The organism is Mycobacterium ostraviense, from assembly GCF_002705925.1.
GTDB classification, from domain to species: domain Bacteria; phylum Actinomycetota; class Actinomycetes; order Mycobacteriales; family Mycobacteriaceae; genus Mycobacterium; species Mycobacterium ostraviense.
The window spans coordinates 1,015,529-1,041,033 of record NZ_NKRE01000001.1 but is presented as its reverse complement, the minus strand read 5'-3'; the positions used below and the strand labels follow the sequence as shown (position 1 = coordinate 1,041,033).

Below are 25,505 nucleotides of genomic sequence, written 5' to 3'. Positions count from 1 at the left end.
GACGGCCGACCCTTGATCGGGTACGTTGGGGCCGTGTTTGCGCGCTCGGCCGCGGCGTCAGCGGAACCTGAAATGGCCCCGTGAGACGCGTAACGGCACGCCGGCGGGTTAAGCGCTTCGCCGCCGATCAAATGAGCACCCGACCGGAAACCCTGGTGGTCGAGGAGCCGCTGGAGATCCGCGTCAACGATGCGCCGGTCACCGTGACCATGCGCACCCCCGGCTCGGATTTCGAACTGGCGCAAGGGTTTTTGCTTACCGAAGGGGTGATCGCCGGTCGCGCCGATGTGCTGACGGTTCGTTACTGCGATGGCCGCGGTGCGGATGGAGTGAACACCTACAACGTTCTCGACGTGGCGCTGGCGCCCGGGGTAGGCCTGCCCGACCTTGATGTCACCCGCAACTTCTACACCACCTCGTCGTGCGGGGTTTGCGGCAAGGCGTCTCTTGAAGCGGTACGGCTGCTCAGCCAGTTCTCACCGGGTGACGATCCCGCCACCGTCACCGTCACGACCCTGACGGCGATGCCCGGCCGACTTCGCGCTGCCCAAAAAGTGTTCGCCAGCACCGGCGGGCTGCACGCCGCGGCGTTATTCGGCATGGACGGCACCATGTTTGCCGTGCGCGAGGACATCGGCCGGCACAACGCCGTCGACAAGGTCATCGGGTGGGCACTGCAGCAGGACCGGGTGCCGCTGGCAGCGTCGGCGCTGTTGGTCAGCGGCCGCGCGTCGTTCGAGCTGACCCAGAAGGCGCTGATGGCCGGGATTCCGGTGTTGGCCGCGGTTTCCGCGCCATCGTCGCTGGCGGTTTCGCTGGCCGAGGAGTCCGGGATCACGCTGGTGGCATTCCTGCGGGAGGACTCGATGAACGTCTATACCCGTCCCGACCGCATCATTTAGCTGGATGTGATCGGCGTTCTTGGGGATGAGCGCGCGACTGTGGATAACTGAGCCGTTCTTGGGCGCCCAGGGGTCCGGCCCTGCCCTGACTGTCGGGACAGGCATGCAGATTGACGGGCATGACGACGCAGAGGACTTTGACGCGGGCACAGCTCGGGGCGCTGGGTGAGCAACTGGCCGTGGACCATCTGACCGGTCTGGGGTTGCGGATCTTGAACCGCAACTGGCGCTGCCGGTACGGCGAACTCGATGTGGTCGCCTGTGATCCCGGCGCCCGATCGGTGGTGTTTGTCGAGGTCAAGACCCGCACCGGCGACGGCTATGGCGGGTTGGCGCACGCGGTGACCGAGCCGAAGGTTCGTCGACTGCGTCGACTGGCCGGGCTGTGGTTGGCCGGGCAGGACCAACGCTGGGCCGCGGTCCGCATCGATGTGATCGGCGTGCGGATCGGCCGGCGGCGGGTACCGGAGCTCACCCACCTGAAGGGGATCGGCTGATGGCGCTGGGACGTGCGTTTTCGGTGGCGGTGTGCGCGCTGGACGGCCAAATTGTGGAGATCGAAGCCGACATCACGTCAGGACTGCCGGGTGTTCATCTGGTGGGTTTGCCCGACGCGGCCCTGCAGGAGTCTCGCGACCGGGTCCGTGCCGCTGTCACCAATTGCGGAAACAGCTGGCCCTTGGCGCGGCTGACGCTTGCGCTGTCGCCTGCGACGCTGCCGAAGATGGGGTCGGTCTACGACCTGGCCCTGGCGGCCGCGGTGCTGTCGGCGCAGCGGAAGAATCCGTGGCACCGCCTGGAGAAGACCGTGCTGTTGGGGGAGTTGTCGTTGGACGGTCGGGTCCGGGCGGTGCGTGGCGTGCTGCCTGCCGTGCTGGCCGCCAAGCGCGACGGCTGGCCGACCGTCGTCGTTCCGGCGGACAACCTTGCTGAAGCCTGCCTGGTGGATGGTATCGACGTCCGGGGTGTCCATAGCCTGGGCCAATTGAGGAGCTGGCTGAACGGTTCAGCCGGTTTGGGCGACAGGGTCGCGCCGGCAGCCACTGTGGAGGAGCGATCGGCTGATCTGGCCGATGTCGTGGGCCAATCGCAAGCGCGGTTCGCGGTCGAGGTGGCCGCAGCCGGCGGCCACCACGTCATGTTGACCGGTCCGCCTGGAGTGGGCAAAACCATGCTGGCGCAACGTCTTCCGGGACTGCTGCCGCCGTTGTCGGACAGCGAGTCGCTGGAGGTCACCGCGATCCACTCGGTGGCCGGCCTGCTGTCCGGGAACACGCCGTTGATCACCCGGCCGCCGTTCGTGGCGCCGCATCACAGTTCCAGCGTGGCGGCCCTGGTCGGCGGGGGTTCGGGGATGGCCCGTCCGGGCGCGGTGAGCCGCGCCCACCGCGGCGTGTTGTTCCTGGACGAGTGCGCCGAGATCAGCGTCAGCGCGCTGGAGGCACTGCGAACTCCCTTGGAGGACGGCGAGATTCGCCTTGCCCGGCGCGACGGCGTGGCGTGCTACCCGGCCCGCTTCCAACTCGTGCTGGCTGCCAACCCGTGCCCGTGTGCGCCGGCGGATCCAGCGGACTGCATCTGCGCGGCCACCGTCAAGAGGCGTTACCTGGGCAAGCTGTCCGGACCGTTGCTGGACCGGGTGGACCTGAGGGTGCAGATGCATCCGGTGCGGGCGGGGGCGATGTCGGCCGTCGACGGGGAGCCGACCTCACAGGTTCGCCGTCGCGTGGCGTCCGCTCGCGATGCTGCCGCGCAGCGGTGGCGACCGCATGGCTTCGCCACCAACGCCGAAGTCAGCGGGCCGTTGCTGCGGCGCAAGTTCCGGCCCGGCAATGCGGCGATGGAGCCACTGCGCAAGGCCCTGGATCGTGGACTGGTGAGCATTCGCGGCGTCGATCGGACATTGCGGGTCGCGTGGAGTTTGGCCGATTTGGCCGGCCGGGTCTCGCCGAGCCTCGAGGATGTCGCCACCGCGCTGAGCTTCCGGCAACCGGGAATCTCGCGATGACCGCAGTGGGCGACGTGTTGCGGGCCTGGGCCTACCTGTCCCGGGTGGCGGAGCCGCCCTGTGCGGAACTCGCCGCGCTGGTGCGCTGTGTCGGCCCGCTGGAAGCGGCCGATCGGGTGCGGCGCGGGCTGGTCGACGGCGACTTGGCGCGCCACACCCAGGCCAGGCGCGGAATCGACCGGGCCGCGACAGACCTCGAACTGCTCATGCGCCGCGGCGGACGACTGATCACGCCCGACGACGACGAATGGCCGGTGCTCGCATTTGCCGCGTTCGGTGGCTCCGCAGCGCGGGCCAAGCCGTACGGCGGTGTGCCGATGGTGTTGTGGGCACGGGGCCCTGCGCGCCTTGACGAGGTGGTGCCGCGCGCCGCCGCTATCGTCGGAACCCGGGCCGCGACTGCCTACGGCGAGCACGTCGCGGCAGATCTGACCGCCGGCCTGGCCGAGCGTGACGTTGCCGTCATCTCCGGCGGCGCGTACGGCATCGACGGCGCAGCCCACCGCGCGGCGCTCAATTGCGACGGCATCACCGTGGCGGTGCTGGCGGGTGGAATCGACGTCCCTTATCCGGCCGGGCATTCGTCGCTGCTACACCGCATCGGCGAGCATGGGCTGCTGATCACCGAATACCCGCCCGGTGTGCGTCCGGCCCGCTACCGGTTCCTGACCCGCAACCGGCTGGTGGCCGCCGTCGCGGGTGCGGCGGTGGTGGTGGAAGCGGGCCTGCGCAGCGGTGCGGCCAATACGGCGGCGTGGGCCCGGGCGTTGGGCCGTGCGGTGGGGGCGGTCCCGGGGCCGGTGACGTCGTCGGCTTCGGCCGGCTGCCATGTGCTGCTGCGCGACGGCGCGGAGTTGATCATGCGAGTCGACGACATTGTCGAGCTTGTCGGTCACATCGGTGAGCTGGCCGCCGAACAGCCGCGGCCCAGCACCCTTTTCGACGGCCTGAGCGAGGCCGAACGTCGGGTATACGAAGCGTTGCCCGGCCGCGGCGCCGCAACTGTCGACGAGATCGCCGCCGCGTCGGGGCTGCTGCCAGAGCAGGTGCTGGGACAGCTGGCAATCCTCGAGGTGGGCGGGCTGGCTCGGCGCGACGAGGGCCGGTGGCGCATCGTCCGTGCCGAGCGGGCCCGGGCGGGTTTCTCAGGCCGGCTCGTATAGTCGACAAAGGGTCGGGTTTGGACAGGACAGGAGGATACGTGGCGGGTCGACCACTGCACACCTTCGACGTCGTCGGCACCCGGCAACTCGCGCCGCACCTGATCCGGGTGCGGCTCGGCGGCAGCGGCTTCGACACATTCGTTCCCAACGATTTCACCGACTCCTACGTCAAGCTGGTATTCGTCGCCGACGACGTCGATGTGGCGGAACTGCCCCGGCCGCTGACCCTGGACAGCTTTGCCGGCCTCCCGCGCGCCAAGCAGCCCTCGGTACGCACCATGACCGTCCGCCGAGTCGACACCGCGGCGCGCGAAATCGCGATCGACATCGTGGTGCACGGCGAACACGGCGTGGCCGGTCCGTGGGCGGCTACGGTTGCACCCGGACAGCGGATGTACCTGATGGGGCCGGGCGGCGCCTACGCACCCGACCCGGCCGCCGACTGGCATCTGCTGGCAGGTGACGAATCCGCGCTCCCAGCCATCGCCGCAGCGCTGGAAGCGTTGCCCGCCAAAGCGGTTGGCCAGGCATTCATCGAAGTGGCCGGCCCCGACGACGAGATCGAATTGATTTCGCCGGAGTCCGTCGATGTGCACTGGGTCTACCGCGGCGGCCGCGCGGATCTGGTTCCCGAGGACCGTGCCGGTGATCATGCGCCACTGATCGAGGCGGTTACCAGCGCGCAGTGGCTGCCGGGTCAGGTTCAGGTGTTCATCCATGGTGAGGCGCAAGCCGTCATGCACAACCTGCGGCCCTACATCCGCAAAGAGCGTGGCGTGGAAGCCAAATGGGCGTCGTCGATCTCCGGTTACTGGCGGCGCGGACGCACCGAAGAGACGTTCCGGCAATGGAAGAAGGAACTGGCTGAGGCCGAAGCCGGCGGCTGAACGCCGGCTGGCATTCTCGTCCCATGGCATACCGGCCCCACTTCGGTGACTACCAGAACGAAATCTATTTTCACGGACTGGCCGGGGTGGCGCCGCCGCTGCCGATGGCGTTTGCGGCGCTGGAGGCCAAGGCCGCGGTGGCACTACCGCCCTCGGTGTGGTCCTATGTCGCCGGGGGAGCGGGCGACGAGAGCACCCAGCGTGCTAACCGCGAGGCCTTCGATCGCTGGGGCTTGGTGCCGCGGATGTTCGTCGGCGCCGCCACACGCGACCTGGCGGTCGAACTGTTCGGCCTGACCTTGCCCTCGCCGCTGTTCATGGCGCCGATCGGGGTCATCGGGTTGTGCGCGCAGGACGGCCACGGCGACCTGGCCACCGCACGCGCGGCCGCCCGCACCGGCGTACCGATGGTCGCATCGACGCTCACGGTCGACCCCATGGAAGACGTCGCCGCCGCGTTCGGTGATACCCCCGGGTTCTTTCAGCTGTATACGCCGACCGACCGCGAGTTGGCCGCCAGCCTGGTACGCCGCGCCGAAGCGGCCGGTTTCAAGGGCATCGTCGTCACGCTCGACACCTGGGTTACCGGCTGGCGGCCGCGCGACCTGAGCACGGCGAACTTCCCGCAGCTGCGTGGTCACTGCCTGGCCAACTACACCAGCGACCCGGTTTTCCGCGCCAGCCTGCCGCGCCCGCCGGAAGAGGACCGGCAGGGCGCGGTGCTGCGCTGGGCCCAGGTCTTCGGACAGCCGCTTTCGTGGGACGACCTCAGCTGGCTGCGTTCGCTGACCGAACTTCCACTGATCGTCAAGGGCATCTGCCATCCCGACGACGCCCGGCGCGCCAAAGACGGCGGCGTCGACGGCATCTACTGCTCCAACCACGGCGGCCGGCAAGCCAACGGCGGCCTGCCCGCGCTGGACTGTTTGCCGGCCGTTGTCGAGGCCGCCGACGGGCTGCCGGTGCTGTTCGACTCGGGGATTCGCAGCGGCGCCGACGTCATCAAGGCGCTCGCGATGGGCGCGACCGCCGTCGGCGTCGGCCGTCCCTACGCCTACGGTCTGGCGCTGGGCGGAGTCGACGGCATCGTGCACGTATTGCGCATGATGCTTGCCGAAGCCGATCTGATCATGGCCGTCGACGGTTACCCGACGCGCAAAGATCTCACCCCGGACACACTGCGGCGCGTCGAGTGAATCGCGGCGCCGGGTCTGCGACGGTGGGGGCGTGCCGGATAAGGACGAGGCAATCCTCGAAGAGTTCGACGACTACCTGGCGCTGCAATGCGGACGGTCGGCGCACACCCGCCGGGCATATCTGGGCGACCTGCGGTCGCTGTTCGCCTTTCTGACCGACCGCGGGTCCGCCCTGGAAACGCTGAGCCTGCCGCTGCTGCGGGCATGGTTGGCCAGTGCAGCCGGCGCGGGAGCCGCACGCACCACGCTGGCCCGGCGCACGTCGGCGGTCAAGGCCTTCACGGCATGGGCGGTCCGGCGTGGCTTGTTGACCGGCGACCCGGCCGCCCGGTTGCAGGTTCCGAAAGCCCACCGCACGTTGCCCGCTGTGCTGCGTCAGGATCAGGCGTTGGCGGCGATGACGGCCGCGAAATCCGGTGCGCTGCAGGGTGATCCGCTGGCCTTACGGGACAGGTTGATCGTCGAGTTGCTCTATGCCACCGGAGTTCGGGTGAGCGAGCTGTGCGGCCTGGACATCGACGACGTCGACACCGGGCATCGGGTGGTGCGGGTGCTCGGTAAGGGCAACAAGCAGCGCACTGTGCCCTACGGACGGCCAGCTGCTGAGGCGTTGCAAGCCTGGCTGACCGATGGCCGTCCCGCGCTCGTCACGGCCGAGTCTGGGCCCGCCCTACTGCTGGGCGCTCGGGGACGACGACTCGACGTTCGGCAGGCGCGCACCGTGGTGCACCAGACCGTCGGCGCGGTGAACGGCGCGCCTGACATAGGGCCGCACGGGTTGCGGCACAGTGCAGCCACTCATCTCCTCGAAGGCGGTGCCGACCTGCGGGTTGTCCAGGAATTGCTGGGCCATTCCAGTCTGGCCACCACGCAGCTGTATACCCATGTGGCGGTAAACCGGCTGCGGGCGGTGCACGATCAGGCCCATCCCCGCGCCTAGGCGGCTCCTCGGGATCGGCGGGCACGCCGCGCAGCGGCATGTGGGGAGCAGGGCACTCCGGCCGAGCCCGGCGATTCGGGATAGGCGGGCGCGCCAGTCCGTACGTCGGTCCCGGGTCACGCCCATCACACCTGTCACAACAGTCTCTAGGTCCGGTGGGGCGCGCCGGAGTCGGAGACTCCTGTGGCTACTGGTACCGACGTGGCGATTGTTGACGCTAGCCGCGAGCACCAAGAACTCAGCCCGTCAGCGGCTTGAGCCTTATCGGTGTGGATTTCACCAAACCCAGCGGGTCGACGTAGTCGGCACGCGAAGCCGGCCCCCACATGGCACCCCAATGCAGGCATGCCTGCGCAGCGCAGCCGGGATGGCCGGCCAGCACGGTCCCCAGCGCCGTCTGCGCCGTCACCAGCTGACCGGCTCGGACCGTCGCCCGCACCGGCTCGTAGCTGGTATGCAACTCGCCCGGATGAGCCAATGAAACGACCGGCCGCCCCGCCAGCAACCCGGCGAAGACAACCGTCGCGTCGCCGGGCGCGTACACGGGCTGACCGGGAGCAGCGGCCAAGTCCACACCGCGGTGTCCGGGATGCCAGTTCGGCGCGGGCGCGTCATAGCCGCGTACCACGGCGGGAGGTGGCCGCAACGGCCATTCCAGCCGAAAATCGTCGGCAACCGCCGGCCAAGCACTGGCCAGCGTCCAGCACACGATCAACGCCAACCGTCGCACCGGCTCAGTCAAGCGCCACGCCAACCGCGGTACCAGCCACCGCTGACGGGTCTGGGGAGTACTCCCCGGCTGGGGAAAGCCATCAGCCCACGGGGTGTAAACTTCTCGGCGCAGCTCGCATCAGCGGGCTGACTTCGCGCGTCTGCACCGGCGACTCCCGTTGTTCAGGAATTCGCACCGCATGCCGGGCGGTCCCGTAACAGGGTCCGGCATCGCAGCAGCCGCCAGGGCCCGGCGTCACCCGATGCCGAGCAAGCAACCGACAACAAAGGAATACCGGCAATGGCCGTAGTCACCATGAAGCAGCTGCTTGACAGCGGCACCCACTTCGGGCACCAGACCCGTCGCTGGAATCCCAAGATGAAGCGGTTCATCTTCACCGACCGCAACGGCATCTACATCATCGACCTACAGCAGACCCTGACGTTCATCGACAAGGCGTACGAGTTCGTCAAAGAAACCGTCGCCCACGGCGGCTCGGTGCTATTCGTCGGCACCAAAAAGCAGGCGCAGGAGTCCGTCGCCGCCGAAGCCACGCGCGTCGGCATGCCGTATGTGAACCAGCGCTGGCTGGGCGGCATGCTCACCAACTTCTCCACGGTGCACAAGCGGCTGCAGCGCCTCAAAGAGCTCGAGGCGATGGAACAGACCGGCGGCTTCGAGGGCCGCACCAAAAAGGAGATCCTCGGCCTGACCCGGGAGAAGAACAAGCTGGAGCGGTCCCTGGGTGGGATCAGGGACATGGCCAAGGTGCCCTCGGCGATCTGGGTCGTCGACACCAACAAGGAACACATCGCCGTCGGCGAGGCCCGCAAACTCGGCATCCCGGTGATCGCGATCCTGGACACCAACTGCGACCCCGACGAGGTCGACTACCCGATCCCGGGCAACGACGACGCGATCCGTTCGGCCGCGCTGCTGACCAAGGTGATCGCGTCCGCGGTCGCCGAGGGCCTGCAAGCCCGCGCCGGGCTGGGCCGCGGCGACGGCAAGCCCGAGGCTGCGGACTCGCTGGCCGTCGAGCCGCTCGCCGAATGGGAGCAGGAGCTGCTGGCCTCGGCAACAACTCCGGTGACGGCCGGGGCTGGCGACCCGACGGCCGAAACCTCCACCGAATCAACGACTGATCCCTCACAGGAAGGCTGATCATTGGCGAACTTCACCGCTGCCGACGTCAAGCGGCTTCGCGAGCTCACCGGTTCCGGCATGCTGGACTGCAAGAACGCGCTGGCCGAAGCCGACGGCGACTTCGACAAGGCCGTCGAGGCGCTCCGGATCAAGGGCGCCAAGGACGTCGGCAAGCGAGCCGAGCGCGCCACCGCCGAAGGCCTGGTCGCGGCCAAGGAGGGCGTGCTCATCGAACTGAATTGCGAGACCGACTTCGTTGCCAAGAACGCGGAATTCCAGGCGCTGGCCGATCAGATCGTGGCGGCGGCCGTGTCGTCGAAAGCTGCCGACGTCGACGCGCTCAAGGCGGCTCAAGCGGGTGACAAGAACGTCGAACAGGCCATCGGCGAACTGTCGGCCAAGATCGGCGAGAAGCTCGAATTGCGCCGCGTCGCCAACTTCGACGGCACCGTCGAGACCTACCTGCACCGGCGTTCGGCCGATCTGCCGCCGGCGGTGGGTGTGCTGGTCGAGTACCAGGGTGGCGACAAAGATGCCGCCCATGCCGTCACGCTGCAGATAGCCGCGCTCAAGGCGCGGTACCTGTCACGCGACGATGTGCCCGAAGACGTCGTGGCCACCGAACGCCGCATCGCCGAGGAGACCGCGAAGGCCGAGGGCAAACCCGAGCAGGCCCTGCCCAAGATCGTCGAAGGCCGGCTGACCGGTTTCTTCAAGGACGCCGTCCTGCTCGAGCAGCCATCGGTGTCCGACAACAAGAAGTCCGTCAAGGCTCTGCTGGACGAAGCCGGGGTCACGGTGACCCGATTCGTCCGGTTCGAGGTAGGCCAGGCTTAGCGGCGGCCGATGACCCGCATCCACGCTTTCGGTGACGACGCCCTGGGCGATCTCGACGCCGTCGCTCTTGCCGAGGCCATCCGGTCCGGTCAGGTGACCCCCACCGAGCTGGCCGAGGCTGCGATCGCACGAAGCGAAGCCGTCGACTCGAAGCTCAACGCGGTGGCGTATGAGGCCTTCGACATGGCGCGCGACAGGGCCCAGCGCGGGACGGCCGACGGCTTTTTTGGTGGGGTACCCAGCTATATCAAGGACAACGTCGACGTCAGCGGGCTGCCGACGATGCGCGGCACCGACGCGTGGACGCCGCGCCGGGCGGGCACCGACAGTGAGATCACCCGGGTGCTGCTGTCCACCGGCCTCATCGCGCTGGGCAAGACGCAGATGTCGGAGTTCGGATTCAGCGCTGCCGCCGAACACCCGCGGCTGGGACCCGTCCGCAACCCTTGGCATACCGACTACACGGCGGGCGCCTCGTCATCGGGCTCGGGAGCGTTGGTCGCCGCCGGGGTGGTACCCATCGCGCACGCCAACGACGGCGGCGGCTCCATCCGCATTCCAGCCTCCTGCAACGGCCTGGTGGGCCTCAAGCCGTCGCGCGGCCGGCTGCCACTGGACCCGCAGCTGCGGCGGCTGCCGATCCGCATCGTCGCCAACGGGGTGCTGACCCGCTCGGTGCGCGACACCGCCGCCTTGTATCGAGAGGCCGAGCGCCTCTGGCGCCCGCCCAAGTTGCCTGCGGTGGGTGATGTGACCAGCCCGGGTAAGCGACGACTGAAGATTGCCGTGATCACGCGCTCGGTGCACGTGGAGGCCAGTCCCGAAGTCCGCGACCTGACGCTGAAGTCGGCCGCGTTGCTCGAAGAGCTCGGTCACCATGTCGAACACGTCGACCAACCGCCGGTGCCGTCCAGTTTCACCGAGGACTTTGTCCTGTATTGGGGTCTGATGGCGCTGGGGCAGGTGCGCACCGGACGGCTCACGTTCGGCAAGACGTTCGACCAGACCCGGCTGGACAGCTTGACTCTGGGTCTGGCCCGTAAAGCCCGCCGCAATTTTCATCTGCTGCCGGCCGCGATCGTCCGGCTGCGCGGAGTCCGGCGGCACACCGCGCGATTCTTCGCCACCTACGATGCCGTGCTCACGCCTACCCTCGCCGATGCGCCGCCGCGCATCGGCTATCTCGCTCCCACGGACTACCAACAGGTCATGGACCGGATGGCCAATTGGGTGGCATTCACGCCGCTACAGAACGTCACCGGGGAGCCGGCGATTTCGCTGCCGATGGCGCAGTCCGCGAGCGGGCTGCCAGTGGGCATGATGCTGGCAGCCGACCTGGGGCGGGAAGACCGGCTGTTGGAGCTGGCCTATGAACTCGAAGAGGCTCGTCCCTGGGCGCGGCTCCACGCCGCCAACTAGCCGAGCAACCAGGACAGAGCCAAGCCGGGCCCTCGTCGGTCCGGCGAGTGTGTGGATCCCGGCCTTCGGATGATCGGCGCGGCCGAAAGCGCGCTTCGGCACCCATTGGTGGGATTGCCAGGACCTGACTCGGGGTAATCGACGTCCAGATCCCAACCGTTGAGGAGTGATCGTGGGCGATGCAACCGAAGTCAGCAGCGGCGTGGCCGAGCGGGCACGGCGGGAAGCCGACACCTATCGTGGCGACAATCCCCGTCCACTGGGCGGTTACCTGATGGTCCTGGCCATCTACGGTGTGGTGGTCGGGCTTACCGCCGTTGTCGCCGCGGCCACCGGTAAAAGGCTGCCGGAGCGCTGGCGGGCGCAGGACCTTTTCACCGTCACCGTCGGTACCCACAAGTTGTCCCGCTCGCTGACAAAGGATGCGGTCACCAGCCCGTTGCGGGCGCCGTTCGCCCGCTACGCCGGGACCGGTGGTCCCGCCGAGGTGCACGAGGAAGTCCGGGAAGACAGCGCGCTGCGCCACAGCCTCGGGGAGCTCCTGACCTGCCCCTTCTGCCTGGACATGTGGGTGGCCACCGCCCTGGTGATCGGGCTGATCTTCGCGCCGAGGTTCACCCGCTTGGTCGCGGGCACCTTCACCGCGCTGGCCGGTGCCGACTTCCTGCAGCTGGCCTATGCGACGGCCCAGCAGGCAGCCGAGGGCTGAGAAAAGGAGGAGATCCAATGCCCAAGACGACCAAGGGCGGCAAGCCGAAGAAGAGCGAGTTGCCCAGCACGCTGCAGCGTTCCAACGCCAAGGCGCAACGCACCTTCGCCAAAGCCCATGATGCCGCCGCCGAGGAGTACGGCAGCGAACAACGCGCCCACCGGGTGGCCTACGCCGCACTCAAGCACAGCTTCGAAAAAGTCGGCGACCATTGGGAGCCCAAGAAGAAGAAGGGCCCGTCAGACAAACTCGCCAAGGGCGGTGGTCCGCGCAACACCGGCCGCTCGGCGGAGGGTGTCGACGCCAACGCCAGCAAGAAACACCTACTCGACGTGGCGCGGCGGCTCGATGTGCACGGCAGGTCGACGATGACCAAATCGGAGCTGGTCGACGCGATCAAGAAGCACAATCGCCGTGTCCGGGGCAAGTAAGCGGTTGCCCCAGTTCCTCGGTGAGACCGGTCTCTGGTGGCTGTTGACCGCAGGTATTTGGCTGGCCACGCTGAGCGCGCGCACGCCGGCGGAATTGACGGTGATGGCGGTGCACGCTGCCGGTCGCCGTCGTGGCGCCCCGGCGCGGCGCGCCAACGCCGGCCGCTGGCAGTTCCGGATCGTCTGGCTGGGGTGGTTGGCGACGGCGGCGCGCAACGTACCGCCACAGGCCGTTGGCGTGTGGGCACACCGGTTCACCACCCGCCGCGCGACCATCAGGACCTTGCGCTAACCCGACGAGACCCGGCCGGTGGCCGCGGCACGGCGGGCGACCGCGGTACTGGCCCTCGCAACGACACCGGGAACCGTTGTCCTGCATTGTGATCCGGACAAGCGGTCGGTCCTCGTGCATTGCACACGGGCGTACCCGAGCCGGCTCGAGAGGGCGGTGCAACGGTGAACGCCGGGGAACTGGCGGTGCTGCTGTTGCTGGTCGGGGCTTTCGTGCCGGGTGTGGTGATGTCCTCTCGTGGCCTGCCGCACCACAGGCTGGTGGGACTCCAGTTCGCCAGTGTGGCCGCGGTCATGGCGCTGACAGTGTATTGCGTTGCCTGGCAACCGGACACGGCCTTGCGCCGGACGCCGCCGAGTATGTACCTCCCGGTCGCCGTCCTGGTGCTGGGCTGTGTGGCGGTCGGGGTGGTGCCCCGTCTTACCCGGGCCGCCGACGCCGCCGGACGACGGTTCGTCGACCCCGCCGGGTATGTCGCCGCTGTTGTGGGACGGACGGTACCCGGCCCGGCGACCGGCGCGACGCACAGCTGGTCGGCGAGTGGGGTGAGCCTGGCCGTCATCGGTGTGCTGGCCGCCGGTTGCCTGGCGATGCTGGCGTTGCGGCGAACCGGCGACGGCGCGCCGCTGCGACGACGGGTGTCGACGGTGGTTCGACCGGCTATCGCGGCGCTGCAAGCGGCTCACTCCGGCCATGTCGGCGACTACGTCGCCTGGATGTTCGCCGCCGTGACCCTGCTCGGCGCCGCCTTGGGCCTGCAAGTGCTGTGACGCGTCAGTTCATCCGATCGGCTGCTGACAGGATCCGAATCTCGGCGTCCTGGTACGGGCGTCCGTCGGGATACAGCAAGTCGTGGAACCACACTTTGGGGACGGTCGGATAGGGGTGATCCCAGGAGTCCCAGGGCAGGTAGGTCTGGGTCTTGCCGGCAACCAGCCCCCAATTGAATGCTGCGACGTTGTAGCGCTTGGCAATTGGCAGAATTCCGGCGATGGTGCTGCCCAGCGGACGGGCCAGATATTCGGTGCACAGGATGGGCCGGCGCAGCGGCAATAGCTCAGCGATGCGGGATTCGAAGACAGCCGGCGTTCCATAACAATGGAAGCTGACCACGTCGGCGTTATCCAATTGAATGGCGCAGATCGTGCTGCGACGCCGCGGATTTGCCCACCGTCCGTGCCACACGCCGCTCGTCAACGGTTGACTCGGGTCCACTGAGCGTGCCCACTGGAATACCTCCGGCAGCAGCTCTGCCACGCGTTCCTGTTTGTCCGCCCGTTCTACGGAACGATATGGGCGAGCGGGATTGTCGGGCTCATTCCACAGGTCCCAACCCAATACGCGGTCATCGCTGCGGAATTGGCTCAGCACTCCGGTGACGTAGTCGTGCAGGACAGGACGGTAGCGGCGGTCGTCGAGGTGCTCAGCGCCTGGGCTTTGCACCCAACGTGAGTTGTGCACCCCGGGTCTGGGCTCGGGTTGCGGACCCGGATGGGGAAGCGGATCCCAGCAGGAGTCGAAGAAGACGAAAAGCGGCTTGATGTGATGGCGGGCGGCGATGGCGACGAACTGCGCGAGACGGCGCTGAAAGCCCCGATTGTCTTGGGCCCAAAGCTGATCGTGGAGAAATACGCGCACGCTGTTGAGCCCGCACAACCGCGCCCAGCGCAGCTCGGTATCGATTTGTTGGGGGGCAAAAGTCTCGGCCTGGAACATCTCGAGCTGATTGACTGCGTTCGAGGTGATGTAATTCGCGCCGATGAGCCGCTCTTGCGCCTGGTACCAGGTGTTGGCGCGGTCGGGTGACCACTGCCCTGCTGCAGCCGCGGATGCCCGGGGCACATGAGCCAGGGTGAGACCCGCCAGCGATACCAGCGGCAGTTTGAGCACGGTTCGGCGCGGGATGACGTCACCTCGACTTCTTGCAGAATTCACACTATTGGGCCCTTCATCGGATGACGGTGGAGACTGCCGTGTCGAACAGCTCTTCCCAGATCTGGGATAGTCGGGCGTGCCCAGTGGCGCGCTCAGTCGGCCACCGACCGAGGGGTTGTCCGCCCGTCGGTCGATGCCAGTTCATCAGCCGTTGCGTTGGCGCCGTTAGCATTTCCAGGTTAGCGGGTCGGCGCCACCTGCGGTGCCGAATGCCACGGGCTCGCGGCTGCTAGGCAGACAACTTCGGCCACGGTCGTGAACGGCAAAGCAGACAACGTCGTGGGCGTGGGTCGTTGCGTACATCTGATGGACTGACGGGGTAGCTGACTGGCGCCCGACGCCGAGGGGAGAGTTCCCGAATCCCTCTGCTGCCAAACATGATTGAATGCGCAGGAGTCGGACGCGCGTCGAATAGCGGCTCGCGGATCCAACGCGATCTATGCGGGCAGGCCAGCAAGAGCCCGGCTCCGGGGGCTTCGCCTCGGCCGGCCGGTCCTGCCCACACCCTGCTCGACGGGGTTGTCGAGGCCAAGCGCCGAAGCGACCGCGGCACAGACATTCTCGTCCAACCGGCGTCGGCGGAGTCGAGGTGCCGGGCCGGCGCCGTTCTGACACCGCGCAGCTCCGACGTCGAAAAGCCGGGTCGGCGATCAACCTGGCCGTGATTCTTCCGGAGTCCAGGCCGGCGGTTGCCCGGGCTGGCCGGGGAACAAGAAGTCGACGAAAGTCGCAACCGTGGGTTGCGGTTCGTGGTTGGCCAAGCCGGGGCGCTCATTGGCTTCGATGAAGGTGTAGTCGGTGCCCGTGACGTCGGGCACGAGTAAGTCGATTCCGGTCACCGGGATGGCGATCGCCTCGGCGGCCTCGACCGCGATCCGGCAAAGTTCGGGATTCACTTTGTCGGTGACGCCGCGAATCGTGCCGCCCTGATGCAGGTTGGCGGTGGATCGAACCTGAAGCCGAATGCCTTCGGGCAGAACATCATCGAGCTGCCAGCCGGCTTTGGCGACGGTGGTCCGGGTGATGTCGTCGAAAGGAATGTCCGATTCGCCGCCGGTGGCGGCTGATCGTCGCCGGCTCTCGGCCTCGATCAAGTCGCGGACGGTGTGCTCGCCCGTGCCGACGACCTCCGGTGGCATCCGCAGCGCGGCGGCAACCACCCGGCAGTCGATGACCACCAAGCGTAGGTCGTCGCCCGGTGCTCGCTGCTCAATCATCACCTCGGGGTATTCCTCACGCGCTCGCGTCAAAGCCGCGGTCAGCTCGTCGGGACCGTTGTCGGCAGTCACGCCCGCGGTGATGCCGTTGCCTTGCTCGCCGCGGGTTGGTTTGACGACGACCTCGCCGACTTCGGTCACAAACGCGTAGTCGTTGCCGTCGAAGGTGGCCAGGCGCACTCGAGGAACGTTGATGCCTGCCTCCTTGACCAGGCGTCGCGTCAAACGCTTGTCGTCGCACCGGCACACGACAATCGCCGAGGTGTATTCGGACAGCGACTCACGGGTGATCACGCTGCGCCCGCCGTGGGACAGCCGCATCTCGCCGGTCTCGGCATCCAGTACGTCGACGAAGATTCCGCGCCGCAGCGCCTCATCGGCGATCACCCGCGCGTAGGGATTGAGGTCATCGACCGTCTCCGGCGGTGGCGTGAACAGCGGCTCGTTGATGGCGTTGCGACGCTTGATCGCCATCACCGGGACGCGACGAAAACCGAGCTTCTCATACAGGGCGATGGCGGCGGCGTTGTCGTGCGCCACCGAAAGGTCCAGGTAGGCGCGCCCCGCGTCGCGAAAGCGGTCAACCATGGCCCGGGTCAGAGCCTCCCCGATTCCGGGCAGCCCGGCGGCCGGGTCGACCGCCAGGGTCGACATACTCGATCCGCGCTCCGGGTCTGCGAACAGCACCTGGTGATCGACCCCGGTCACGGTCCCTACCACCGCGCCGTCATCGTCGCGCGCGGCGATCAGGTAGGTCACCGCGTCGGCATGCAGCTGGTTGTGCCAGATCGTCTCGACCGGCGCCGGAACCATTGCGCACCGGACGAATACGCGATTCATGGCATCGGCATCGGCGGGGACGTGCGGGGTGCGCACTGTCACGCCCACCGGAGAGGACGCCGGATCATGGTGCCCCGAATCGTCGGCGAAACGCAGCCGATAGGTGTGGCTGGGGTCGATGAACAACTCATTTGGTGCTCCGGCGACGATCACGTGCGGCTCTCTTGCATAGATGCAGATGTCGTGTCGTCCGGGGGCCTCCTGCCGCAGCACCTCGGCCAGTGCGGCGGAATCGGCAAAGGTTTGGCCGAATATCAGCCGACCCCAACCCAAATCGAGCTCGACATCGTTGGCCATCGACTCCATCAGATCCGGCGGCGAGGCGTCGTGCAGGCTCAGCGTGATGGCCTCCGGATGGTCCTGCGAGGAATCGACGGCGGTCATGCCGCCCCGCCCGGACATGGCAACCGGGACTCCCGCAGAGCGGTATAGCAGATTCCGCTGTCACCACCCAGGACCAGGTCGCCGTTGGAGTCGTCCACCGGGATATCAACGATGTGCTGTGGCTGGATCCCTGTGCCATCGCTGTGTTGGTTACCCATCTTGGGGCGAGTACCAACATTCACCCGAACCGACGGCTCTGAGATGGGTGCAGACGTGCCAAGGCACCGGGCCATCCACGGATCGAGCCTTAGACCGCTAGAGATCGTGTGGTTTACTCACGAGACGACTACGTGGATCGCGTCGGCTAAGGCCGATTCGCCCCCGGCAGCCCGGTCGTCGTAGCCGACCTCGAACAAGGATCAACGTCAGAGGTGAGCTTTGCCCAACAAGAGTGGTGAAAACGACAGCCTAGAGCCGCATTTCGACGATGTGCAGGCGCACTACGACCTGTCCGACGACTTCTTCAGACTGTTCCTGGACCCGACGCAGACCTACAGTTGCGCCTACTTCGAACGCGAGGACATGACCCTCGAGCAGGCGCAGGTGGCCAAGATCGACCTCGCGCTGGGCAAGCTGGGGCTGCAACCGGGCATGACGCTACTGGACATCGGCTGCGGCTGGGGCGCCACAATCGTCCGAGCCCTCGAGCGTTACGACGTCAACGTCGTGGGCCTGACGCTGAGCCGCAATCAGCACGCCCACGTGCAGCGACTGCTCGACGAGCATCCCAGCGCCCGAAACAAGCGGGTGCTGCTGTGCGGCTGGGAGCAGTTCGACGAAAAGGTGGACCGCATCGTCTCGATCGGCGCCTTCGAGCACTTCGGCCGTAACCGCTACGCCGACTTCTTCGCGATGGCCTACCAGGCGCTCCCGCACGACGGCATGATGCTGCTGCACACCATCATCAAGCCCAGCGATGAGGAGTTCGCCGAGCGTGGACTGCCCATCACCATGACCAAGCTGCGGTTCATGAAGTTCATCATGGACGAGATCTTTCCGGGTGGCGACCTGCCCAGCGCCAGGGTCGTCGAGGAGCACGCGCAACAGGCCGGCTTTGCCGTCAAACTGGTCCAGCCGTTGCGACTGCACTACGCACGCACCCTCGACACCTGGGCCGCCGCGCTAGAGGCGCACCGCGATGAGGCCATCGCGATTCAGTCCCAAGAGGTCTACGACCGCTACATGAAGTACTTGACCGGTTGCGCCGAGCTGTTTCGCGAGGGCTACACCGACGTTGCGCAGTTCACCCTGTCCAAGGGCTGAGCACGCCGCGGAGTCACCGCGAAGAGTTGCCCGGGTCGATCATGCCGCGCGCGCTACCCGGGCTCGTCCTCGTCGTTGCCGTCGCGCAGGAGTTTCTCGGGGTGAAAGTAGGTGTTCGTTCTTGGTCGGCCCGTTGAACCAGGCGAGTCGAGATGGGCCGGTGGGATCCATTCGGTGTCGCCGCGGATGTTGTTGCGGGTGGTCCAGCCGCTGTCGAGGAGTTTGTGGTGCGCGCCGCAGGCCAGGGTGAGCTGGTCGATGTCGGTGCAATGTGTGGTGGCCCACTCCCGTACGTGGTGGACCTCGCACCGATACCCCGGCACGTCACAGCCTGGCGCGCTGCAGCCACGATCCTTCGCTTACAAGACAATTCGCTGCCCGGGTGTGGCCAGGCGCTTCGAGTGATACAGCGCCAACGGCTTGCAACCGTCGAAAACGGCGAGGTAATGGTGGGCATGCCGCGCCAACCGGATGACATCGCTCATCGGCAACGAGGTGCCGCCCGCGGTGATCGCTTTGCCGGCCGCGGCTTCGAGCTCTTTGAGCGTGGCGGTCACAATGATCGATGCCGGTAATCCGTTGTGCTGGCCCAGGTCTCCGCTGGCCAGCAGCCCACGCAGGCCGGCCAGCACACCGTCATGGTTGCGCTGACTTTCCGAGCGGGTATCACGCCGGGTGGCTTCCTCCGACGGCGTACCGTCCACGCACGGGCTCTCTTCGGCCGGGTTGCACATGCCCGGGGCGGCCAGTTTTGCCCACACGGCCTCCAGGGTCGCCCGCGCCTCGGGTGTCAGATAGCCGCTGATACGCGACATGCCGTCGACGTCCTGGTTGCCCAGCGTGATGCCGCGCCGCCGGGCACGGTCCTCATCGCTGAAGGTGCCATCGGGGTGCAGGCAATCCATCAGCCGCTCGGCCAGTTTGGCCAATTGGTCGGGCCGGTACTGGGTGGCCAGCCGGGCCAGATGCGCTTCGGCTTTCACATGGGTCTCGATGTCGACAAACGCCGGCAGCCGGCGAAAGAAATCACGGATCACTCGCACCTGGCCGTCGCCGATCTGGCCGTCGCGTTGGGCGGCCGCGGTAGCGGTCAACTGTGGGGGCAACGGCTCACCGGTCAATGCCCGACGCGGGCCCAGGTCGGCGGCCTCAGCGATTCGCCGGCCGGCTTCGGCGCGGGTGATGCGCAGCCGGTTGGCCAGCGCTGCGGGTAGCCGCCCGCCCAACTGCTCCTCGCTGGCCTGCTCGCCGAGTTGATTGATCAGCGCGTGTTCGATGCTGGGCAGCTGGCGCCGTGCGGTTTCGCAATGTTCGAGCAAGGCCAGCCGTTCGGGGGTGGTCAACGCATCGAAGGACAGCTCCTGCAGCCGCGACATGGTCGCCGCGAGTGCGTCGAAGGCCGCACCGACGTCCTCTCGACTACTCGAACTCCCCATGTCCGAAACACTATGCTGACCCACCGACAAGAAAGCCGCAGAAAGCGACTATCCGGCAAGAGATTTCATGTTTCGCTCACAGCGAACGTCGACGTCATTTCTGTTGCCCGCACCGTGAGGACATCCGCCGGTCAGCCCCGACGGAAGCGGTCGCGTGGCGCGTTATCGGCTTGCCACCGCCCGCAATTCGGCCAGTGACTCGTCGGCGGCGCCTTCGACCATCGCTCCCTGAGCGGCTTGGCACTGCAGATAGCCGACGATCGCATCGGTGAGTAGCTCGCCCGGCGCAACCACCGGAATACCCGGCGGATACGGGCAGATCATCTCCGCCGAAACGCGACCGGCGGCCTGCTGCCACGGCACCATCTCGGTGGCGCCCAGGAAGGCGTCGCGCGGCAGCATGACGGTCTCGGTGCGCAGGTCCGACCACGCCGGTACATCGTCGACGGTGCGGGGCTTGGCGCCGGCGTGTTCCTCGGCCAACGCCGCCATGGCGTCGACCAGCCGGTGCGCGGTGGCATCGGTATCGGCGTAGCTGATCAAGGCCATCACCCGGCGGTGGTCGGCCAGTTCCATATGGATGCCGCAGCGTTCCCGCAACCAGTCAGCGGCCTGGAAACCGGTCAGACCCAGCCCGACGACGTCGACGGTGACATGGGTCGGATCGAACGCGAAAGCACCTGGGCTGCCAAGTATTTCGTCGCCCATGAGGCTCAGCCTCGGCATCCGCGCGAGTTCCGACCTGACACGCAGCGCCAAGTCGATTGCGTCGCCCAGCAGCCGCTCGCCATGTTCTTGAAATTCGCGCCGGGCCGCGTCGATGGAGGACAACAACAGCGGCGACGCGCTGGTCGACTGCTCCAGCTCGAACACCAGCGACAGCCGCGTCGGATCGATCCGGTCGCCCTGCCTGCTGAGCACCGAGGTCTGCAGCAACCCGTTGAGCGTCTTGTGGACGCTGCCGATGCACAAGTCGGCGCCGCACTCCAGCGCCGAGGGCGGCAGGCGGCTGCAGAAGCTGTAGTCCAGTCCCCAGGCGTCGTCGGTGATCAACGGAATGTCGTGGGCATGAGCAACTTCCGCGAGCCGGCGAACGTCGGAGCTGACGCCGTAATACGTCGGGGTGAACGCCATGGCGGCGACGGCCTCGGGATGCTCCCGCAGCACTTGCTCGAGCCGGCTCGGGTCGACGCCATGGGCGACCTGCCAACGCTGGTCGTATTCGGGCTCGACGTAGGCAGGCATGGCGCCGGCCAGCACCAGGGCCGAAAACGCCGACTTGTGCCCATTGCGGGCCATCACCAGCGTCTCGCCGGGGCGTACCGCCGCCATCATCGCGACGTGGACGTTCTCCGTGCTGCCGTTGGCGGAGAACAGGGTTTCGTCGGCGCCCACGGCCTGAGCGAATAGTTGCATAGCGGTCGGCTCCACCTGCCAGGACTGGTGCCGGTTGTCGACGCCCTTGTTCATCGCCACGTCGGCGCGAAACGCCTCGGAACCCATCCAGCGGGCCGCGAGCGGTGGCATCCGGCCGGTACCCGATCGGTGGGCCGGGATGCCGAAGGCGATGTCGCCGCGCTGATGGATCGCCTGGATCGCGTCGCCGATCGGGGTGGCGTCGGGCTCGGCGCGGGCCGGCCCCGCCTGCGCTTCCGCTCGCGCTTTCTTGATGTTCTGGCGGCGCTGATGATCCACGCGTGCGGAGAACGACTTTGCGGTTGTCATTTTCGTGGCCTCCCTCAGGGTGTGGCGCGCTGCCCGACGCCGGTGGCGAACTCTTTTTCGCGGAGTCGACCGCGCTTGGAGTCCCTCATCGCCAGCTCCACTTCGTTTCGTGGCCATGAGTACCCGCTGTTTGCTGCTGGTATGCGGGGTTAGCCCGCCGCCGCGGGGGTACCCGTATGCGAAAAGCAACCCGGGACGACCGTCGCCTGCGGGCCCAAGGACGCCGTCTCTCAAGGCGTTATCACCTGCGTGTTGTCGCGGCGGTCGGCGGTGACGGCAACCTTGAGGACGGACACATGAGCGAACCGGACGCCATCATCCAGAAACTGCGAGACACCCTCGACAAGGAGCAGGGTCTGGAAAGTCTGCTCGAGCGGTCTTTGGTGAACGCGCGCAAGTGGGCCGCGGAAGAACTGAACCCGGAGCTGTTCGCGGCATTGGAATGGCCTACCGATATCGGTCAATACGAGGACTACCTCAAGCGCTACCTCAGATGGGTTCCGCACGAGTCGAATGGCGATGCCTGGAAGAACGAGCAGCGGCAGGCCCAAGAGGTCAGCGATCGGATGGGGCATTTCTACTTTCTGGTCGACCAGAAGGTCGACGGTGAGGCGCCCCAGGACTCCGACGCGTTCCGGGAGTGGATGACCGAGTTCGCCCGGCAGTGGGGCGATTTTCTCGATACGCCGGAGTCGTTCGGTCCGGAAGCGTTGCGGTCGTTCATCGACAATGCCCCGGAGTATCGCATCGAAGAATCTCTGGTCGACGGTGTGCCGAACGCCCCCAGTGGCTGGCTGACGGCCAACCAGTTCATCGCGCGCGAAATCAACGGCGGGCTACGGCCCATCGCCGAGCCGGCCAGCAATCTGGTGGCCACTTCGCCTGCCGATTGCCGTTATCAGCACGCTTACGACATCGACGCCGACTCCAATATCCCGGCCACCAAGGTGAAGAACCGCAAGTACGGCAACATCAAGCAGCTCTTGGAAGGCAGCGCCTACAGCGAAAGCTTTGCCCGCGGCACCTTCGTCCATTACATGCTGCCGGTGCACGCCTACCACCGGTACCACCTGCCGGTGGCGGGAGTGATCAAGGAATCGTTCCGGATCAACGGCAAAGTGTTCATGCAGGTCGGTATCGCGAACCACGAATTGCAGTCCAGCGACAGCGCCAGCAGTGGATACGAGTTCTCCCAGACACGGGGCGTGGTCACCATCGACACCGCGGAATCCGACTGCGGCAATATCGGTGTCGTCGCGGTGATCCCGGTGGGAATGGCGCACGTCTCGTCGGTGGTGCTCACTTCGGTGGCGGGCAAGCACATGTCCAAGGGCGAAGAATTCGGCTACTTCCAGTTCGGCGGGTCCGACATCATCATCTTGTTTCAAGAAGGCGTGAGCCGCGAGATCGACACCAGTCAGCAGTTCCGGCTCGTCGGCACACCCGTGGCGCGCTGCCGGCTGCGTTCTGCCTGACCACGGCCGGAGACCGTCTAGGTCATGCCGAAAACTGTTGCCGCCCTGTCGATCGCGCAGGTAGCCGGCATGGCGGCCGGTAACACCCAGGCCCGTTGCCCGCCTTCACCCGCCGCGCTTGCGCGACATATACGTCACGGCCACGGCACAGGCCAGGCGACCCGGTCCCGGTCCCCATCGGACCAGCTTGGGCCCACCGGGGAGGAGCTCGACATCCTCCCCGGCAGGAGTCTGGACCGCGTCGACGGCAGCCGCTCTACCGCGTTTCACGCGGCACGGCATCGTCGGGCGAAATGGACCGCCGGCCGGCCACAGTCAGCGCGTCGACCGGCTCGAAGTCGGCGCCCACGCGAGCCTACTGAAGCGACCATGGATCGCAGGCACAAATCGCCGCCGAACGTGAAATGGCGCCCGCATCGGCAGCTTCCCGGCAGATCGGCCGAATCCGGTCGCAACGCAACCCTCTTGGCAGCACCAGTGCGCCCAGCCATACGGTCACCCCCGCCGGCAGTCTCCCATCAAATGACCAAAATCCGTTTCATTCGGTCGTCGGTGCGGTACCCCCTACGCGGTGAACCAAACACCGGTTGGCGACTAGCGCGTCCCTTCCTACCGTTGGCTCGCGAAACCACTCGGCTGCCCGGCCATGGTGTCCATCGACGACGCGGTGCCGCGGATTACCGCGACGGGCGCTCGTGGTGCAGGTGGCGGCAGCGGTAGGAGGGGTTGGCCGGTGGTCCCAACAGAAAGGATGTAGGGGGAGATGACTGACCCGCTCGGCTTGTCGGTCGGGGTGGCAAACCTCGTCGCCGCGCGAACGGGCAGCGTCCCGGTGACCCGCAGCTCGGTGCTGACACTGTTCAACCAGCGCGCACCCGAGGTGGGCACGCCGGAGGAAAACCCCAATGCGGTCGGGCCAGGGCTTGCGCTGAGCGGATTCGTTGAACGGGTCGGAGACCCGGAGCCGTTGATAGCGGCGGACGGATCGGCCCACTCTGGCTCGGCTATTACTGCCGGAGCGCTCGATGCGATGGCAAGCACCGTCGGTTACGGGGCGCCGGTTGCCATCGCGGTTCCCGCGCATTGGGGCGAGCGTCAGGTCGGCGCGCTGCGCGAGGCGTTGCGGGGCCATCCTGACTTGGCGCCAGGCGCGGTGCAACCGGCCTTCATCGGCGACGCCACCGCCGCGCTGGCGGCGCTGTACGCCAAACCGGGTTTTCCCACCGACGGCATCGTGGTGCTGTGCGACTTCGGCGCCAGCGGTAACAGCGTCACCCTGACCGATGCGGCGTCGAACTTTCGCCAAATCGCCACGACCCAGCGGTACACCGACTTCTCGGGAAACCAGCTTGACCAGATGATCTTGCGGCATCTGGCAGTGGAGGCTCGCGACGCCGACGCCGCCGCCGACGCCGACGGGACCGCACCGCTGGCGCCGCTGAGCCGACGGCTGGCCCAGTGCCGAAGTGCCAAGGAACAACTGTCGGCCGCGACGGTCGCGGTCATCCCGGCCGAGCTTCCCGGGATCGGCAAGGATGTCCGCCTGACCCGCGCCGAGTTCGAGGACCTTATCTCCGACCCGCTGCAACGATTCATCTCTTGCGTCGAGGAAGTGTTGCAACGCAACCAGATTCCACAAGGCAGGCTGGCCGCCATCGCGACGGTCGGTGGGGGCGCGAGCATCCCGTTAATCACCAGTCGGCTTTCGGAGCGGCTGCAGGTGCCGATTGTCACCACGGCGCAACCCAGATTGAACGCGGCCATCGGCGCCGCCGTCCTGGCCCAGATGAGGTCTTCCGCCGTTGGGGCGCCCCCTCAGGGCGCGGTTGGCAACGCGGCGGTCGGGACGGCCGCCGCCGGAACGGAAGGCGAGGCCGCGGCGCTGGCCCCTACGGAGGTGGTTCCGTCGGCATGGGCCGTCGGGGCAAGCCGCGCCGCCGCGGGCGAAGCGTCCGTCGACGGCGATCAATCCGCGACGTACCGCGCGCTGGCCTGGTCGCAGGAAGCCGCTGCGGGCGACACCGCGATACCCGGCGTCGACTATGGCGATACGGGTGCCAGTGTGACGGCCGACACTGAACGGCCCGACGCCCATTCCGACGATGCGTCCCAACACACGCATTGGTACGGGCGATCGTCGGTGCTCATCAGCGTGACCGGTGTGGCGGCCGTTGCACTGGTGATAGCCGCTGTCCTGGCCGTGAAGTTCGGTGCCGCCAAGAGCAAACCCGTCAACAACACCAGGGTCATCACGCCGCCCGTCGAGTCCTCCCAGCTGGTGCCGGTACCTCCACCGGCCTCGAACACGGCCTCGGTCACTTCGTCGACTATCGAATCGACCGAGCCGGTGACGACCCCGCCGGCAACCACCGTGACGACGACACAGCCGCCGGTGACCACGACCCACCCGGCGACCACATATCCCACCACCCCGGCCTACCCGACGACCACCAATCCGGCCAACCCATATCCGACGACCCCCTACCCACCGGCGAGCAAGAGCCTGGCCCCGGCCCCACCGCCGATGACGACGACACTGGTACCCGTCAGACCGCCATTGAATCCCTGACCCCGGGCGCCAGAGTGGT

At 67.2% G+C, this 25,505-nt stretch carries 20 protein-coding genes and 2 pseudogenes; 17 read left to right on the top strand and 5 right to left on the bottom strand.

The window, feature by feature from the left end:
• The first annotated feature begins 80 nt into the window (after nucleotides 1-80).
• From fdhD to CDN38_RS04655, 7 genes are all read left to right on the top strand, one after another.
• Nucleotides 81-902 (top strand): formate dehydrogenase accessory sulfurtransferase FdhD, encoded by an 822-nt coding sequence (gene fdhD / locus CDN38_RS04685; RefSeq protein ID WP_075513706.1) that lies wholly within the window; start codon nucleotides 81-83, stop codon nucleotides 900-902.
• Nucleotides 903-1,021: 119 nt separating this feature from the next.
• Complete coding sequence (locus tag CDN38_RS04680) at nucleotides 1,022-1,399, top strand: YraN family protein (protein WP_036409719.1); 378 nt, start codon at nucleotides 1,022-1,024, stop codon at nucleotides 1,397-1,399.
• A complete protein-coding gene (locus CDN38_RS04675; protein WP_099318813.1) occupies nucleotides 1,399-2,910 on the top strand; it encodes a YifB family Mg chelatase-like AAA ATPase in 1,512 nt (503 codons plus the stop codon). The genes CDN38_RS04680 and CDN38_RS04675 overlap by 1 nt, the downstream gene beginning before the upstream one ends.
• Nucleotides 2,907-4,073, top strand: a complete 1,167-nt coding sequence (gene dprA / locus CDN38_RS04670; protein WP_075513708.1) for a DNA-processing protein DprA — start codon at nucleotides 2,907-2,909, stop codon at nucleotides 4,071-4,073. The genes CDN38_RS04675 and dprA overlap by 4 nt, the downstream gene beginning before the upstream one ends.
• 38 nt (nucleotides 4,074-4,111) lie before the next feature.
• Complete coding sequence (locus tag CDN38_RS04665; protein ID WP_075513709.1) at nucleotides 4,112-4,960, top strand: siderophore-interacting protein; 849 nt, start codon at nucleotides 4,112-4,114, stop codon at nucleotides 4,958-4,960.
• 23 nt (nucleotides 4,961-4,983) lie between these two features.
• On the top strand, nucleotides 4,984-6,156 hold the full coding sequence (locus tag CDN38_RS04660) for an alpha-hydroxy-acid oxidizing protein (RefSeq protein WP_099318812.1): 1,173 nt from the start codon (nucleotides 4,984-4,986) through the stop codon (nucleotides 6,154-6,156).
• A gap of 31 nt (nucleotides 6,157-6,187) precedes the next feature.
• Nucleotides 6,188-7,096, top strand: coding sequence for a tyrosine recombinase XerC (locus CDN38_RS04655; protein WP_075513711.1), 909 nt, complete (start codon nucleotides 6,188-6,190; stop codon nucleotides 7,094-7,096).
• A 244-nt stretch (nucleotides 7,097-7,340) separates the two neighbouring features.
• Here the strand turns inward: CDN38_RS04655 and CDN38_RS04650 are convergent.
• Nucleotides 7,341-7,862 (bottom strand): annotated as a pseudogene (locus CDN38_RS04650) (M23 family metallopeptidase); the annotation flags it as partial.
• Nucleotides 7,863-8,108: 246 nt separating this feature from the next.
• Here CDN38_RS04650 and rpsB point away from each other — a divergent pair.
• The 7 genes from rpsB to CDN38_RS04610 all read left to right on the top strand — a co-directional run bounded on the left by rpsB (nucleotide 8,109) and on the right by CDN38_RS04610 (nucleotide 13,412).
• Nucleotides 8,109-8,972, top strand: coding sequence for a 30S ribosomal protein S2 (rpsB, locus tag CDN38_RS04640; protein WP_075513713.1), 864 nt, complete (start codon nucleotides 8,109-8,111; stop codon nucleotides 8,970-8,972).
• 3 nt (nucleotides 8,973-8,975) lie between these two features.
• Nucleotides 8,976-9,791: a translation elongation factor Ts gene (gene tsf, locus CDN38_RS04635; protein ID WP_075513714.1), complete on the top strand. Its 816-nt coding sequence runs from the start codon at nucleotides 8,976-8,978 to the stop codon at nucleotides 9,789-9,791.
• Between the two features lie 9 nt (nucleotides 9,792-9,800).
• On the top strand, nucleotides 9,801-11,210 hold the full coding sequence (locus tag CDN38_RS04630) for an amidase (RefSeq protein WP_075513715.1): 1,410 nt from the start codon (nucleotides 9,801-9,803) through the stop codon (nucleotides 11,208-11,210).
• A gap of 172 nt (nucleotides 11,211-11,382) precedes the next feature.
• Nucleotides 11,383-11,919, top strand: coding sequence for a DUF1360 domain-containing protein (locus CDN38_RS04625; RefSeq protein ID WP_075513776.1), 537 nt, complete (start codon nucleotides 11,383-11,385; stop codon nucleotides 11,917-11,919).
• A gap of 17 nt (nucleotides 11,920-11,936) precedes the next feature.
• Nucleotides 11,937-12,350 carry a ChaB family protein gene (locus CDN38_RS04620; protein ID WP_075513716.1) on the top strand — a complete coding sequence of 138 codons (414 nt, stop codon included), beginning with the start codon at nucleotides 11,937-11,939 and terminating at the stop codon, nucleotides 12,348-12,350.
• Nucleotides 12,334-12,642 carry a hypothetical protein gene (locus CDN38_RS04615; protein WP_142361240.1) on the top strand — a complete coding sequence of 103 codons (309 nt, stop codon included), beginning with the start codon at nucleotides 12,334-12,336 and terminating at the stop codon, nucleotides 12,640-12,642. Before CDN38_RS04620 ends, CDN38_RS04615 begins: the two co-directional genes overlap by 17 nt.
• 164 nt (nucleotides 12,643-12,806) lie before the next feature.
• A complete protein-coding gene (locus tag CDN38_RS04610; RefSeq protein ID WP_075513718.1) occupies nucleotides 12,807-13,412 on the top strand; it encodes a hypothetical protein in 606 nt (201 codons plus the stop codon).
• Between the two features lie 4 nt (nucleotides 13,413-13,416).
• On the opposite strand, the gene CDN38_RS04605 is transcribed toward CDN38_RS04610, so the two are convergent.
• Nucleotides 13,417-14,547 (bottom strand): glycoside hydrolase 5 family protein, encoded by a 1,131-nt coding sequence (locus tag CDN38_RS04605; RefSeq protein WP_075513777.1) that lies wholly within the window; start codon nucleotides 14,545-14,547, stop codon nucleotides 13,417-13,419.
• A 680-nt stretch (nucleotides 14,548-15,227) separates the two neighbouring features.
• Complete coding sequence (gene ngg, locus CDN38_RS04600) at nucleotides 15,228-17,018, bottom strand: N-acetylglutaminylglutamine synthetase (protein ID WP_075513719.1); 1,791 nt, start codon at nucleotides 17,016-17,018, stop codon at nucleotides 15,228-15,230.
• Between the two features lie 378 nt (nucleotides 17,019-17,396).
• Here ngg and CDN38_RS04595 point away from each other — a divergent pair, with 378 nt between their 5' ends.
• Complete coding sequence (locus CDN38_RS04595; RefSeq protein WP_075513720.1) at nucleotides 17,397-18,281, top strand: cyclopropane mycolic acid synthase family methyltransferase; 885 nt, start codon at nucleotides 17,397-17,399, stop codon at nucleotides 18,279-18,281.
• Between the two features lie 53 nt (nucleotides 18,282-18,334).
• On the opposite strand, the pseudogene CDN38_RS04590 reads toward CDN38_RS04595, so the two are convergent.
• Nucleotides 18,335-19,717: pseudogene (locus CDN38_RS04590) on the bottom strand (HNH endonuclease signature motif containing protein).
• 162 nt (nucleotides 19,718-19,879) lie between these two features.
• Nucleotides 19,880-21,442, bottom strand: a complete 1,563-nt coding sequence (locus CDN38_RS04585; RefSeq protein WP_161951722.1) for an aminotransferase class I/II-fold pyridoxal phosphate-dependent enzyme — start codon at nucleotides 21,440-21,442, stop codon at nucleotides 19,880-19,882.
• A gap of 296 nt (nucleotides 21,443-21,738) precedes the next feature.
• Here CDN38_RS04585 and CDN38_RS04580 point away from each other — a divergent pair, with 296 nt between their 5' ends.
• Together CDN38_RS04580 and CDN38_RS04575 are read left to right on the top strand one after the other, a co-directional pair.
• Nucleotides 21,739-22,917: a phosphatidylserine decarboxylase gene (locus tag CDN38_RS04580; RefSeq protein WP_075513721.1), complete on the top strand. Its 1,179-nt coding sequence runs from the start codon at nucleotides 21,739-21,741 to the stop codon at nucleotides 22,915-22,917.
• A 763-nt stretch (nucleotides 22,918-23,680) separates the two neighbouring features.
• A complete protein-coding gene (locus CDN38_RS04575; RefSeq protein WP_099318811.1) occupies nucleotides 23,681-25,486 on the top strand; it encodes an Hsp70 family protein in 1,806 nt (601 codons plus the stop codon).
• The last annotated feature ends 19 nt before the right edge of the window (nucleotides 25,487-25,505 follow it).

Bases quoted from the DNA above. Each gene is read 5' to 3' on its own strand.
- CDN38_RS04680 (WP_036409719.1), top strand. From the start codon at position 1,022: ATGACGACGCAGAGGACTTTGACGCGGGCACAGCTCGGGGCGCTGGGT.
- CDN38_RS04675 (WP_099318813.1), top strand. From the start codon at position 1,399: ATGGCGCTGGGACGTGCGTTTTCGGTGGCGGTGTGCGCGCTGGACGGC.
- dprA (WP_075513708.1), top strand. From the start codon at position 2,907: ATGACCGCAGTGGGCGACGTGTTGCGGGCCTGGGCCTACCTGTCCCGG.
- CDN38_RS04660 (WP_099318812.1), top strand. From the start codon at position 4,984: ATGGCATACCGGCCCCACTTCGGTGACTACCAGAACGAAATCTATTTT.
- rpsB (WP_075513713.1), top strand. From the start codon at position 8,109: ATGGCCGTAGTCACCATGAAGCAGCTGCTTGACAGCGGCACCCACTTC.
- CDN38_RS04630 (WP_075513715.1), top strand. From the start codon at position 9,801: ATGACCCGCATCCACGCTTTCGGTGACGACGCCCTGGGCGATCTCGAC.
- CDN38_RS04620 (WP_075513716.1), top strand. From the start codon at position 11,937: ATGCCCAAGACGACCAAGGGCGGCAAGCCGAAGAAGAGCGAGTTGCCC.
- ngg (WP_075513719.1), bottom strand. From the start codon at position 17,018: ATGACCGCCGTCGATTCCTCGCAGGACCATCCGGAGGCCATCACGCTG.
- CDN38_RS04585 (WP_161951722.1), bottom strand. From the start codon at position 21,442: ATGACAACCGCAAAGTCGTTCTCCGCACGCGTGGATCATCAGCGCCGC.
- CDN38_RS04580 (WP_075513721.1), top strand. From the start codon at position 21,739: ATGAGCGAACCGGACGCCATCATCCAGAAACTGCGAGACACCCTCGAC.
- CDN38_RS04575 (WP_099318811.1), top strand. From the start codon at position 23,681: ATGACTGACCCGCTCGGCTTGTCGGTCGGGGTGGCAAACCTCGTCGCC.